Annotated in this window: 16 protein-coding genes; 13 read left to right on the top strand and 3 right to left on the bottom strand. The window is 42.4% G+C overall.

Features of this window, described 5'->3' with window-relative positions:
* The first annotated feature begins 16 nt into the window (after positions 1 to 16).
* Genes aroE through AB685_RS05065 form a run of 6 tightly spaced genes read left to right on the top strand, consistent with a single transcriptional unit; the run spans position 17 to position 3,401 of the window.
* Positions 17 to 853, top strand: coding sequence for a shikimate dehydrogenase (gene aroE / locus AB685_RS05090; protein ID WP_047969404.1), 837 nt, complete (start codon positions 17 to 19; stop codon positions 851 to 853).
* Positions 847 to 1,140 carry a ribosome assembly RNA-binding protein YhbY gene (gene yhbY, locus AB685_RS05085; RefSeq protein ID WP_047969403.1) on the top strand — a complete coding sequence of 98 codons (294 nt, stop codon included), beginning with the start codon at positions 847 to 849 and terminating at the stop codon, positions 1,138 to 1,140. Before aroE ends, yhbY begins: the two co-directional genes overlap by 7 nt.
* A gap of 18 nt (positions 1,141 to 1,158) precedes the next feature.
* Positions 1,159 to 1,725, top strand: a complete 567-nt coding sequence (locus AB685_RS05080) for a nicotinate-nucleotide adenylyltransferase (protein WP_047969402.1) — start codon at positions 1,159 to 1,161, stop codon at positions 1,723 to 1,725.
* Complete coding sequence (gene yqeK / locus AB685_RS05075) at positions 1,718 to 2,296, top strand: bis(5'-nucleosyl)-tetraphosphatase (symmetrical) YqeK (RefSeq protein WP_047969401.1); 579 nt, start codon at positions 1,718 to 1,720, stop codon at positions 2,294 to 2,296. The genes AB685_RS05080 and yqeK overlap by 8 nt, the downstream gene beginning before the upstream one ends.
* Complete coding sequence (rsfS, locus tag AB685_RS05070) at positions 2,297 to 2,647, top strand: ribosome silencing factor (RefSeq protein WP_047969400.1); 351 nt, start codon at positions 2,297 to 2,299, stop codon at positions 2,645 to 2,647.
* A 1-nt stretch (position 2,648) separates the two neighbouring features.
* Complete coding sequence (locus AB685_RS05065; RefSeq protein ID WP_047969399.1) at positions 2,649 to 3,401, top strand: class I SAM-dependent methyltransferase; 753 nt, start codon at positions 2,649 to 2,651, stop codon at positions 3,399 to 3,401.
* A 117-nt stretch (positions 3,402 to 3,518) separates the two neighbouring features.
* Here AB685_RS05065 and comER read toward each other — a convergent pair whose 3' ends face one another.
* Positions 3,519 to 4,337 carry a late competence protein ComER gene (gene comER, locus AB685_RS05060; protein ID WP_047969398.1) on the bottom strand — a complete coding sequence of 273 codons (819 nt, stop codon included), beginning with the start codon at positions 4,335 to 4,337 and terminating at the stop codon, positions 3,519 to 3,521.
* An 84-nt stretch (positions 4,338 to 4,421) separates the two neighbouring features.
* Between comER and AB685_RS05055 the strand changes: the two genes are divergently transcribed.
* The 3 genes from AB685_RS05055 (at position 4,422) to AB685_RS05045 (ending at position 8,043) form a co-directional block, all read left to right on the top strand.
* On the top strand, positions 4,422 to 5,093 hold the full coding sequence (locus AB685_RS05055; protein ID WP_053073727.1) for a helix-hairpin-helix domain-containing protein: 672 nt from the start codon (positions 4,422 to 4,424) through the stop codon (positions 5,091 to 5,093).
* 64 nt (positions 5,094 to 5,157) lie between these two features.
* Entirely contained in the window at positions 5,158 to 5,727 is a 570-nt protein-coding gene (locus AB685_RS05050; protein ID WP_047969397.1) for a ComE operon protein 2, read from the top strand.
* A gap of 6 nt (positions 5,728 to 5,733) precedes the next feature.
* Positions 5,734 to 8,043 carry a DNA internalization-related competence protein ComEC/Rec2 gene (locus tag AB685_RS05045; RefSeq protein ID WP_047969396.1) on the top strand — a complete coding sequence of 770 codons (2,310 nt, stop codon included), beginning with the start codon at positions 5,734 to 5,736 and terminating at the stop codon, positions 8,041 to 8,043.
* Positions 8,044 to 8,181: 138 nt separating this feature from the next.
* Here AB685_RS05045 and AB685_RS30150 read toward each other — a convergent pair whose 3' ends face one another.
* Positions 8,182 to 8,316, bottom strand: coding sequence for a YqzM family protein (locus AB685_RS30150; protein WP_047969395.1), 135 nt, complete (start codon positions 8,314 to 8,316; stop codon positions 8,182 to 8,184).
* Between the two features lie 345 nt (positions 8,317 to 8,661).
* Between AB685_RS30150 and holA the strand changes: the two genes are divergently transcribed.
* The gene (holA, locus tag AB685_RS05035) at positions 8,662 to 9,687 is read left to right on the top strand and encodes a DNA polymerase III subunit delta (protein ID WP_047969394.1); all 1,026 of its coding nucleotides are present in this window, start codon (positions 8,662 to 8,664) and stop codon (positions 9,685 to 9,687) included.
* Between the two features lie 197 nt (positions 9,688 to 9,884).
* On the opposite strand, the gene rpsT is transcribed toward holA, so the two are convergent.
* Positions 9,885 to 10,151, bottom strand: a complete 267-nt coding sequence (gene rpsT / locus AB685_RS05030) for a 30S ribosomal protein S20 (protein WP_010196181.1) — start codon at positions 10,149 to 10,151, stop codon at positions 9,885 to 9,887.
* 218 nt (positions 10,152 to 10,369) lie between these two features.
* Here rpsT and gpr point away from each other — a divergent pair, with 218 nt between their 5' ends.
* The 3 genes from gpr (at position 10,370) to AB685_RS05015 (ending at position 13,188) form a co-directional block, all read left to right on the top strand.
* Entirely contained in the window at positions 10,370 to 11,548 is a 1,179-nt protein-coding gene (gene gpr, locus AB685_RS05025) for a GPR endopeptidase (protein WP_047969393.1), read from the top strand.
* A 69-nt stretch (positions 11,549 to 11,617) separates the two neighbouring features.
* Positions 11,618 to 12,811: a stage II sporulation protein P gene (locus tag AB685_RS05020; RefSeq protein ID WP_047969392.1), complete on the top strand. Its 1,194-nt coding sequence runs from the start codon at positions 11,618 to 11,620 to the stop codon at positions 12,809 to 12,811.
* 23 nt (positions 12,812 to 12,834) lie between these two features.
* Positions 12,835 to 13,188 carry a DUF3679 domain-containing protein gene (locus AB685_RS05015; RefSeq protein WP_047969391.1) on the top strand — a complete coding sequence of 118 codons (354 nt, stop codon included), beginning with the start codon at positions 12,835 to 12,837 and terminating at the stop codon, positions 13,186 to 13,188.
* The last annotated feature ends 31 nt before the right edge of the window (positions 13,189 to 13,219 follow it).

Below are 13,219 nucleotides of genomic sequence, written 5' to 3'. Positions count from 1 at the left end.
AGGGAGGGAGACAGTGATGAGAAAACTATACGGTGTGATTGGTGCTCCCATTGCGCAATCCATGTCTCCGCTAATCCATAATGATGCTTTTCAGCAATTGGGCTATAACGCCGATTACCATGCCTTTCATATTGAACCGAATAAGCTTAATGCGGCAGTGGATGGTATGCGGGCACTTGGAGTGAGTGGCTTTAATGTCACCATTCCCCACAAAGGAGCGATCATTCCTCTGCTTGACGAAGTGGATGAAGCAGCCTGCAGGATTGGTGCTGTCAATACGGTAGTAAACAAAAATGGTGTACTCGTCGGATATAATACGGACGGTAGGGGATATGTGGAAGCATTGAAAGAAATAACCCCTTTGGAAAATAAGAACATCCTTATTATAGGGGCAGGTGGAGCTGCAAGGGCGATTTTCTATACCTTGGCTCAAGAGCAAGGCGTCCAAATTGATCTGTATAACCGAACTTCATCCAAGTCGGCTGATTTAATACATGAATTTTCACTGAATCATCTTGCCCAGAGCATATCAATCGACAAGGCTTTAGAAAAGCTTGAAGACTATGACCTTGTGGTACAGACTACTTCTGTCGGGATGTTTCCACATACCGAAGATACCCCGTTGCCATTGAAGTCAATCAAGCATGGGGCTATCTTCAGTGATATCATTTATAACCCGTATGAAACAAAACTTTTAAAAGATGCAAAAGCTCTTGGAGCAGTGACACAGAATGGTGTGCACATGTTTGCCTATCAGGCTGCACTTGCATTTGAACATTGGACAGGCCATTTACCTGATACCGATAGAATGAAAAATTTAGTAAAAGAACAACTAGGAGGATTATCATGTTAACAGGTAAACAAAAAAGATTTCTACGCGCAGAGGCGCATCATTTAGATCCGATTTTCCAAGTGGGAAAAGGTGGAGTAAATGAAAATATGACGAAGCAGATCTCAGAGGCTTTGGAAGTGAGAGAGCTATTGAAGGTCAGTGTGCTTCAAAATAACGATGAGGACCGTAAAGTGGTAGCCCAAGAGCTTGTAGCGGGAACAAAGGCGGAACTTGTCCAAGTAATCGGGAGCACCATCGTTCTGTACAAAGAATCCAGGGAAAACAAACAGATCGTTTTACCAAGATAAATGGATGGAGGGATTATGATGAACAAAGTAGGCATTATTGGCGGTACATTCGATCCGCCTCACCTAGGTCATCTTCTCATAGCAAATGATGTGAGACAGAAGTTGGATTTGGATGAAATCTGGTTCATGCCTAATCACATACCTCCCCATAAGCAGAGTGATGCCATTACACCAACTGAAATAAGGGTTGGAATGCTTAAGGCCGCTGTGGAATCAAACGAAAGTTTCCGGGTGGAAACCATTGAGCTTCAGCGGGAGGGTCCCTCCTATACATATGATACAATGTTGTTATTAAGGGAAAGAAATCCGGATACAAGCTTCTATTTTATTATAGGGGCGGATATGGTGGAGTACTTACCAAAATGGCACAACATAAAGGAACTGCTTGAAATTGTCACTTTTGTCGGCGTAAAACGTCCTGGATACTCTTTTTCTACGGAATATCAAGTACTTGAAGTGGAAACACCACAAATGGCCATCAGTTCCACGATGATACGGAAGCGGATTCAAGAAGGATGGACTTCTCAATATCTAGTGCCTGAGAGGGTAAAAGAAATAATAGAGGAGAAACGCCTATATGAATAGAGAAAAAGCATTAAGGTTGGTAAAAGATCAACTAACTGAGCGGAGATATGTGCATACACTTGGAGTAATGGAAACAGCGATTAAACTGGCAGAGCTTTATCAGGTAGATGTGGAAAAAGCAGAGCTTGCCGCCATCTTTCATGACTACGCCAAATTCCGGGACAAAGAGGAAATGCGCCAGATCATCATCGATCAAAAAATGCCTCAGGATCTTCTTAAGCACCATGACGAACTATGGCACGCACCGGTAGGAGCTTACTTGGTGGAAAAAGAGGCCAGTATTACCGATGAGGAAGTGTTGGAAGCTATAAGATGCCATACATCGGGAAAAATAAACATGAGCCTTCTGGACAAGGTACTGTATGTAGCGGATTATATTGAGCCAGGAAGGGATTTTCCAGGAGTGGAACAGGTTAGGGAATCTGCCGAGAGCTCACTTGATATAGCAGTCATACAGGCCATGAAGAATACGATCTCTTTTTTACTGAAACGTAATCAGCCGATTTACCCTGATACATTTCACGCATATAACGATATGACTATGAAGGTAAAAGAAAGGAAGTTAACATAAATGTCAAAAGAATTATTACAGCTTGCAGCAAAGGCTGCAGATGATAAACGTGCAGAAGAATTGGTTGCTTTGAATATGCAGGGAATCTCTTTAGTTTCGGATTATTTCCTGATATGCCACGGTAACTCGGACAAACAAGTGCAGGCGATTGCCCGTGCGATCAAGGAAGTGGCAGAGAAGAGCGGCCAAAATGTCCGCAGAATGGAAGGCTTTGATGAAGCTCGCTGGGTCCTAGTGGATTTAGGGGATGTCGTAGCCCATGTGTTCCATAAAGATGAACGTGGTTATTACAATTTAGAACGTCTTTGGGGAGACGCTCCTCGTGAAGATGTTCAAATCGAGTTAACGTAACATGGCTTACGGTCAATTTGCCTACATTTATGACCAATTGATGCAGGATGTACCTTACGAAAAGTGGGTCTCCTTTGTTCAGGGTGCCAAAGAACGTCACCTTGAAAGTGATTCCGAAAAGTTTTTTGTGGTGGATGTCGGGTGTGGGACAGGCGAACTTGTCATTCGATTTGCAAAAGAAGGATGGGAAGTGGCTGGGGTGGACCTGTCTGAGAGTATGCTAGTAATTGCTCATGAAAAGGCCGGCAATGCCGGAGTGTCCATTCCGTTTTATGAACAGAACATGGCAGAGCTTGATGGATTCCAAGGCGCCGATTGCATCACCATCTTCTGTGATTCTTTAAATTATCTGGAGTCAAAAGATGACGTTAAAAGGACCTTCTCATCTGCCTATAAGCAGTTGAAAGATGGGGGACTTCTATTATTTGACGTTCACTCCCTATACAAGATCACACAGGTCTTCATGAACAACACATTCACAAGCGTAGAGGAAGATGTGGCATACATATGGAACAGCTTTCCTGGAGAGCATCCAAACAGTGTGGAACATGAACTTTCTTTTTTTGTGCAAGAGGAGAAAACGGATAGATATACCCGGTTTGATGAGCTCCATTTCCAGCGCACCTTCAGTGTGGAAACCTATAGAAAATGGTTGGAGGAAGTGGGCTTCACCATATTATCGGTAACAGGGGATTACTCCTTAGAAAATTTAGCGGAGAATGCAGAAAGAGTATTTTTCGCCGCGAAGAAATAGGCCTCCCGGATGGGAAGCCTATTTCTTGCGTTTGCAATTATGACACAAACTAAAATATTTTTTAAAAAACTTAAAGGTATTTGTCGGCTGATGGCGAATAGTGAAGTTAGTGAAAAATCAATGAAACTGTTTTTTTACCTCCATTAAATCTTCGTCAAACTTCTCATGCGTTTTTTGGATTACATGATGAAACACATCACCCAACTCATTTTCAAGCACCTTGATTCCTTCTCCAGTGACACCGCCCTTTACGCAAACCTTTTCCTGTAAAGTCTGAAGTGTATAAATGTCTTTTTCAATCAATTTTCCCATTCCGATAATCATCTGGCTTGCCAGGTCTGTAGCCTGTTCCTTTGTGATAGACGTTTCACTAACTGCTCCGTCAATGAACCTCTGTAAAATATAACTAAAGAATGCTGGTCCGCAGCTGACAATATCTGATGCCACTCTTGTGACATTTTCCTTAATATGAATCGGTGTTGAGATCTTAGAACATACGCTTAATAGAAATTCTTGATAACTTTCACACACATTATCGCCGAATGTCACTAATGTGACGCCGGAGAGTGCCCGGTTTGTAATACTCGGAATTATACGTGCCACCTGGCAACTGACCAATGTTTCTAGCTGTGCAACGGATACAGGGCTGGTAATGGATATGACACATTTATCAGACGTAAGATGATGATTGGTTTTTGTTAAAAGGGGGTGAATGTCCAATGGTTTGACACATAAAAAAATGATATCAGAAGCCTGAACCAACTCTTCAGCGGTCTCCGCCACATGTATGTCAGGGTACTTGTTCTGTATCTTAAATGCCTTCTCTATCGAACGATTTGTAATCGTAATATTTTCAGGAGGTACTGCCTTCGAGTCGACAAATGATTCAACCAAGATTTTCCCCATGTTGCCTGTGCCGATCATTCCAATCTTCATGATACTTTCCCTCCTCCATCCAAAAAAGTTTCTCATACACTATATGTATTTAGGATCACTATTATGAATAGAAGGTGAATTGCAATGAAAGAATTGTGGTATGTCCATAAAACAAAAGTCCTGGTTGTTGTAGTTTTTTTTGTGCTATTCTGCTTCCTGATCTGGTCGAAATTATACGATTCCGTGGAAACCCAGGCAGAAAAGCAGGTTAGCTTTCTGGTGGAACCACCTCTTGAATTTGATATCAACGATGAGAATATGGATGAGACAGAAAAGGAAATGACAGGAGAAAAGCCGGTGGATATTGAATTGCTTATAGATATTAAAGGTGCTGTTTTGCATCCTGGTGTGTATAGAATGAAGTCAGGTGAACGGATCATTGATGCTGTGGAGCAGGCTGGTGGTTTCTTGGAGGATGCGGATACGAGAAAAGTGAATCTGGCGGCGCTACTGACTGATGAAATGGTCATTCTAGTCCCGCGTGAAGGTGAGGACTTGGAAGAAGCGGTCATTTTGCAGTCTGAGAATAATGGGAATGATCCCACTGCTCATAAAGAAGGGAAAGTAAATATTAATACAGCATCACTGGAGGAGCTGACAACACTCACAGGTGTTGGACCCGCAAAAGCGAAGGCCATTATCGATTACAGAACGGAACACGGCATGTTCAAACAAGTCGAGGATATTGTCAATGTAACCGGTATCGGAGAGAAATCCTTTGAAAAGATCCGTGATGAAATTACTGTAGCCAATTGACGAAAGATAAGTTCAGCCGATACACTAGTGATATTGTTTATTTGATTAGGGGGCATGATGCAAGATGACAAGGATTTCCTGGGATCAATATTTTATGGCTCAAAGCCATTTATTAGCACTGAGAAGTACCTGCACAAGACTAGCAGTTGGTGCAACAATTGTCCGCGATAAACGAATCATTGCAGGTGGCTACAACGGATCCATCGCGGGTGGTGTTCATTGCATAGATGAGGGCTGTTATGTCATTGATAATCATTGCGTCCGTACGATACATGCCGAAATGAATGCACTGCTTCAATGCTCCAAGTTTGGTGTGCCTACAAGTGGCGCCGAAATTTATGTAACACATTTTCCGTGTCTTCATTGCTGTAAAGCCATTATTCAGGCAGGAATCAGAACGGTCTATTATGCAATGGCATATAAGAACCATCCATACGCGCTTGAAATGTTTGAACAGGCCGATGTCCGGGTGGAACAGGTGGAACTTGCTGAAATGGCAGTCAGTCTGAACGATCCCGAGAAAATTGGCTTCATCAACAGTTTGATTGAAAGGTTGGAGGAATCTGGAGCCAATGACGAAGAATTAAAGCGCTGGTACGAACAATCCACTGAGTTGTTCAGTAAGCAAGGATAGTTCTGGATGAAAAGTAGGACGGGCTTCTACGCCTATTTGGCCATTGCAAGCTGTTTGGGAATTGCAGTCTCTAGGTCTGGTTTTCACTTGGGACTGCTTTCCTTGCTAATTGTTTATTTTAGTTGGATTTTTCTTCACGATCAAAAACCTCGAAGATTATTTTTTCTAAGTCTCCTCATCAGTGCCGGATTCTATGGCTATATGACCTTTATCGACTTCCATAATGAATCCTTACATCAAGAAAATGAAACACGTATCGTTGGATCCATCAACACGACCATTGATATTGACGGCAACAAAGCCGGATTTGAAATAATGAGTGACCGAAAAGAAACAATTCTTGTGGAATATTATCTCAATGAGCAAGAAGAGGTTCTCCATCTTAGATCTTTAGAAATAGGTGAACTTTGTGAATGGCACGGAGTTCTGAAACATCCCCAGCCAGCCACCAATCCCCATACTTTTGACTACAAAAATTACCTCTACGAACAGAGTATTCATTGGATATTTTCATTGGAAAAGCTACCTCAATCGTGTAAACCCAGCGAAAATCTTTCTGTGTTGAATGGTCTCCAAAAATATCGGGACAAGGGGATCAAAACAATTGTCCAACATGTTGATCCTGTAGTCGCGGGTTTCATGATTTCGCTTATTTTCGGAGACCGTAGTTTTCTTGAAAGGAGTCTGTTGGATGCTTATCAGCAGCTAGGACTTGTTCATCTATTGGCTATATCTGGCTTGCATGTAGGAATTATTACCGCTGCCGCTTTTTATGCAGGTATTCGAATAGGGCTGACAAGGCAATTGGTTAACATGCTTTTAATACTACTATTACCTGTGTATGTCATTCTTGCAGGTGGAGCACCTTCTGTAATGAGGGCAGCCACGATGACAGGGGTTGCCCTTGTACTGTTGATTATGAAAAAAAGGATTTTCTCTATTGATACAATAGGCCTTGCCTGCATCTTTGTATTGCTCGTTAATCCTTATTTCTTATATCATATTGGATTCCAGCTATCTTTTTCAGTCAGTTTGGCTTTGTTGTTATCTTCTAGAAAAATCAGCTTGTTGAAAAATGGAGTCCTCCAAATTTTTTATGTTTCATTTTTTGCCCAGGTGGCATCCCTTCCATTACTGTTGTTCCACTTTTACCAATTTTCCATCTGGAGTCTATTTCTGAATATATTATTTGTTCCTTTTTTCTCGCTATTTGTCCTTCCCTCCGTTTTTTTGCTCTTTTTTGTCCTGTTATTTTATCCGGGAATGCTCCCTCTGTTTGTTCTTATATTTTCTTTTCCCCTCCAACTCATGAATTCTCTTGCAGTCTGGTTTGCTGGTCTTCCAATTGGAACTTTGGTGTTTGGAAAACCATTCAGTTCGGTGATGTGGTTACTTGTGTCAGCAACCGTTTTATTTTTTTGTATGTGGGATAGGGGGAAATGGTTGGTTGCGTTGGCTGTTCTCGTAAGCTGTTTATGTATCCAATGGAACATTCAATCCTTTAATCCAGCAGGAAAAGTGGTGGTATTGGATATTGGACAGGGGGATGCCATATTTATTCAGTTGCCATTCAATAAAGGGACATATCTGGTAGATACTGGGGGAACTTTCCCTTTTCCGAAAGAAGAATGGAAAGAGAGAAGAAGAGAATTCGACAGTGGTGCAGATGTATTGGTGCCTTTTTTGAAGGCGGAAGGGGTTAGAAAACTGGATAAATTAATATTGTCCCACGGTGATTATGATCATATTGGAAATGTCGGGAGTCTCTGGAAGCATGTAAAGGTAAAGGAAGTGGTAATCCCTTCCGGATTTGGCGGGAGTGAGCTCGAAGAAGATATTTTGAGGGAAGCCGTGCTTAGAGGAGCAATTGTACAAACTGCCATTCCAAAAACAGGATGGGAGGCAGGTGGTGCCAGTTTTTTATACCTGCATCCAGCAGTACCTTATGAAAACAAAAATGAAGGTTCCGTCGTTCTTTATGCCTTTTTAAGTGGCAGGAGTTGGCTTTTTACAGGAGATATTGAAGCGGAAGGAGAGAAGGAGGTATTATTACGCTACCCGAATCTTGAAGTGGATGTATTAAAAGCTGGTCATCATGGGAGTAAGACCTCTTCAGGCCAGCTATTCGTGGATAAGCTGCAACCGAGTATCGCCATCATTTCCGCAGGAAGAAATAATCGTTTTGGGCATCCTCATCATGAAGTGCTCGAGAGGCTGGAAAGTGTAGGGGCAAAAGTCTACCGTACTGATGTGCAAGGAGCAATAATCTTTGATTTTACACATCGTGGAGGAACGTTTTCCACGGTACTACCATAGGATACAGTATCGAAAATGAAAAAGAGACTGCACCATTTAGACGCAGTCTCTTTTATAGCGAAGCTTTCAGAGATATCCTCATTCTTTTCACAACTGCTTTGGAAAAGAATCACGACGGTATGTATTTCTATGCCGCCATTAAGATCCTAGGTAATGAATCAACGTTGCCATCACAAAGATTGTTGCGAAAAAACCGAAGGATACGACAAAACCGACACCAGAATCTACTGCATCGTTACGTTTACTTTGGACGCTTTTCTCAAATTCGTTCATAAGTATCCCTCCTATCACATCAATAGTATAAGCTATACAACAAAAAAAATCCACCAGTCATTTTTGCTTTTCCACCTTTGACAAGAGTTGTCACAAATAGTTCGGAAATTCAAGGAGAACATAGTATTACACCCAAGCGGGGCAATCGTTAACGAGTGAGTTACCTGGGGCTTGCATCGTTGACGTTTATATAAAATGGAGATTAGTTTTTGTAGGTGAAAACTAATCTCCTTTGACATTTTATTTTGTTTTTGTTCATTGTTGCCAAGGTTATTCATGCTTGTCAATCCGCTCACCTCTCATGTACGATAAGAGGGAATAGAAACAGATGACGGGAGCAGAAAAATGGGATTCGAAGGATTGAAGAAAATAAAGGCCAAACATTTTGCGCCGATCTATTTATTATTAGGTACGGAAGCATTTTTAATGAGGGAAATCAGAGACGCCATTATAGAGCATGCACTTGATGAGGAAGAACAGGATTTCAACCTTTCCTATTACGATATGGCAGAACAGCCTGTAGATGCTGCCATCGAGGATGCGGAAACCCTGCCCTTCATGGGAGAGCGAAGAGTGGTGGTACTGACTAATCCTTTTTTTCTGACAGCGGAAAAAAGTAAAAGTAAGGTCGAACACAATACAGATCGATTTCTTTCCTACATACAAGAAGCGGCACCATATACCATTTTAGTCATACAGGCTTCCTACGAGAAGCTGGATGAGCGGAAAAAGATTGTTAAGCAGCTAAAAAAACAGGCGGAAGTCATTGAAGCTCAGCCTCTCGTGGAGCGTGAACTCAAGCTCTGGATGAAAGAGAAAGCAATGCAAAACGGAGCGGAATTGAGTGATGCGGCGTCCGAGGAATTGTTGAAGATTGCTGGAGTCAACCTCTCCGTTCTCGCTCAGGAAATCAACAAGATGGCCATGTATATTGGTGTTTCGGAACAAGAAATCACCGTAGATACCGTTAAGAAGCTGGCAGCCAAGTCCATTGAACATTCTGTATTTGAACTTATTGAAAAGATGGTACATAGGCGGATCGATGAGGCACTAGAGCTGTTTTATGACCTGGTTCGAAATAATGAGGAGCCGATAAAGCTTCACGCGTTGATTGCCAACCAATTCCGGCTACTGTATCAGGTGATGGATTTGAGCGAGCAGGGGTACAGCCAGCAGAAAATGGCAGGTATTTTAAAGGTTCATCCATACCGTGTGAAATTGGCTGCACAGCAAGGCCGCTATTTCACACGATCCGAGTTGATGAAAATGGTGGACGAGCTCGCCGAAGCAGATTATTTGATGAAGAGCGGAAAGATTGATAAACAGTTGGCGATGGAGATGTTGCTGATCAGGCTCGCGCCGGTGAAGTGATGATAAGTAGAAATTAAAGGAAAAACTAAATGTGGAGAAAATCTAGCCTGCTAGGACGTATAAACGTTTTAGTGGGCTTTTGTTTGTTGAAAAAGCGCAGTATCCTTATAAATTCGACATAAATCAAAAAAATCCTTTGGGGGTCTGACCCCCAAAGGACAAAAATAAAAAAACGACCCTACCGGATCGCCCTTTTATTATGCAGTTGCTCCGTTTACTTTTTTCGCTAGGCGAGATTTTTGACGGTTTGCTGCATTTTTGTGGATGATACCGTTTTGCGCAGCTTTGTCTAAACGTTTAGCAGCTTCTAGGTAAGCAGTTTTTGCACCTTCAACATCGTTGTTAGCAACAAAAGCTTCTACTTTCTTCACAGCAGTACGCATAGAAGACTTGATAGTAGCGTTATGAGCACGACGTACATCGTTAGTTTTTACACGTTTGATAGCAGATTTAATGTTTGGCATATCTTTCACCTCCATACAATTCAACGATCGAGATTATATAAACTCGACATTTCTTTACTTATGAGAACAAGTGATATTTTATCAAATCCATCATGATTATGCAATAGGGAGTCAAGGGAATTTTCTTTAATGTGAGTAACAACTATTTTCTTATGCATGAAAAAAGGCTGTAAGGTCACAATAAAACTAAAATTTGGCAATGCTGGAGGCGGAAATACATGAACCAATCACAACCATTGGATTTAAGTAAATATGAAGTGAGAACGGACTTAGCGGTAGAAGCAAATGAGATTGCTGTCGAAAAACAAAACAGGCAGTCCCAAACAACCCAACAGACCAATCAGGATCAGAATAAAGAAAACAACCAGACATCCCAGCATTCGGCTTCGGCAATAGAAGGTGTTGTTGTTAAAGACAGGCAGACGGATGGAATAAATATAACGACAGTGACCATTTCCGAAAAAGGAGCAGAAATGACCGGGAAGAAACCAGGAAACTACCTCACATTGGAAGCGGTGGGAATCCGTCAGAAGGATACGGACTTGCAGAAAAAAGTTGAAACAGTCTTTGCAAAGGAGTTCAGCGCATTTCTCACCTCCCTTAATATCTCCAAGGATGCCAGTTGCTTGGTGGTAGGGCTTGGCAATACAAACGTAACACCAGATGCACTTGGACCATTAGTATGTGAAAACCTGCTGATTACCAGGCACCTTTTCACATTGCAGCCTGAATCTGTCCAGGACGGATTCAGACCGGTAAGTGCGATTATCCCTGGCGTTATGGGGATTACGGGGATTGAAACAAGTGACATCATTGTAGGGGTAGTGGAAAAAACAAAGCCTGATTTTGTCATCGCCATTGATGCGTTGGCTGCCCGTTCCATCGAGCGTGTGAATGCAACGATTCAAATATCCGATACAGGCATTCATCCTGGCTCTGGTGTAGGGAACAAGCGAAAAGAGCTGAGTCAGGAAACGCTCGGAATCCCGGTAATTGCCATCGGTATTCCAACTGTGGTAGATGCAGTTTCCATGGCAAGCGACACCATCGACTTCATCCTGAAGCATTTTGGAAAAGAGATGAGAGAAGGGGATAGCCCATCAAGGTCGCTTGCACCTGCCGGAATGACATTTGGGGAGAAGCGGAAGCTGACAGAAGAGGACCTTCCGGGCGAAGAACATCGGAAGAATTTCCTAGGTATTGTTGGGACTTTGCCTGAAGAGGAGAAACGCAAGCTGATTCACGAGGTCCTTTCCCCTCTTGGTCATAACCTGATGGTAACACCGAAAGAAGTGGATGATTTTATAGAAGATATGGCAAATGTTGTGGCGGAAGGGTTGAACTCTGCACTACACTTCCATGTGAACCAGGATAATGTAGATGCATATACACACTAGGTGACATAGTTCTACTTTTTGTCCTTTTGCATACATATAGTAGCAACAAGTATGTGAAAGGGTGAGAAAATGAAGGGCTACCGCTCCTCACACGTCGTCGTAATAAATGGGACAAGCATTAAAAAATCAGTCGTAGCAGTGATCTTAGGATTCATTCTCGTATTTGCGGTATCCGGTATTATGACATCTTTAAAGCCAGAATACCGAGTCACCTCGAGTTCCATCAATGAGTTTTCCAAAAGATTTTCGGGGGAGTCGCTGTTATATATTCTCGGCTATACAAATGCCTATTTTACACAAGGCTTATCAAATGAAGCGAAGGCGCCTAACTACGCTTCCGCTTTATTTGAATTGACGACAAGTCTAAATCTCGATGATCCGCGTAGTCTAATTCGAAATGAGATTCCTGGTTTTGCCTATTATGATGGAGAGATCCTATTAGCAGGATCAGGAGTGAACTATACAGATATGCCGGTAGAGTCCTCTCCACCGATGGAAGTGCTGTTGGAAGAAAGACAAGCCTCCATTATTGATCTAGAGGAGGAAGAAGAAAATAACGAGAATGCTACACCTCCCGCCCAGACAACAGGAGTTAAGCGCACGGTTTTAATCTATCACTCCCATTCACGTGAGTCGTTCCTTCCATATCTCAAAGGTGTAACTAGTCCTAATGCTGCCAGTCACCCGGAAGTCAACGTAACCAGGCTTGGGAAAAAGCTTCAAGAAGAATTGGTTCAAAGGGGAATCGGAACCGATATAGATACAACCGATACTGCTTTAGCCCTAAAGAACAGGGGCTGGGTGTACGGTCAATCCTATGATGTGACAAGGCCGATAGTAGAAGAGGCGTTGGCGGGGAATCAGCACCTGAATTACCTAATTGATGTTCATCGTGATTCGGGCAGAAGGAAAAGCACTACAATGGACATAAACGGTGTTCCGCATGCAAGGCTTTATTTTGTAATAGGAAAGAAAAACCAAAACTATGAAAAGAACCAGTATTTGGCCGAGCAGATTCATAAAAAATTGGAGCAGATATATCCGGGGTTAAGCAAAGGTATATTTGTCCCACCTGCTGTCGAGACTCGTAATGGTATCTATAATCAAGACCTTTCTCCAAATTCGATGTTGGTTGAAGTAGGAGGAGTCGATAATACGTTCGAAGAGATGAACCGTACACTGGAGATCTTTGCAGATGTGTTCAGTGAAATTTACTGGCAGGCAGAAAAAGTGGACGGAACTCCTGATGGTGAAGCACAGTAAGCAGAAAAGGAGCTGAAAGTACGATGAAAAGATTTATGGTCAAATGTTTATTCATTTCTCTGGTGCTGTTTCTTGGAGTGCTTTTGGGGATGCAACAGGCAAATGAGGGAATGCGTAAAATGAAAGGGTACGATGATCCGGCCTTCAGTGGCCAGGCATTTCATGTGGCAGAGACGACGGATGGAATAAATGGCACAATTCTAGGACGCCAAATCAATTCTCAGGATATAAAAGAGAAGCAGGAGAAGCTGGAAGGGATTAAAGCTTATAACGTATTCTCTTCTGCAGGGAAAAAGCTGGCGGATGGCATGTCCGGAATGATGAGCGGAATATTTAATAAGGTGCAGGATACGATAGATGAAAAAACGGAAGAATGACCTAAATAGAGAGCGGGAGCCATGGGGTATT

The sequence above is a fragment of the Bacillus sp. LL01 genome (assembly GCF_001037965.1).
This window is presented reverse-complemented; position numbering and strand designations above follow the sequence as displayed.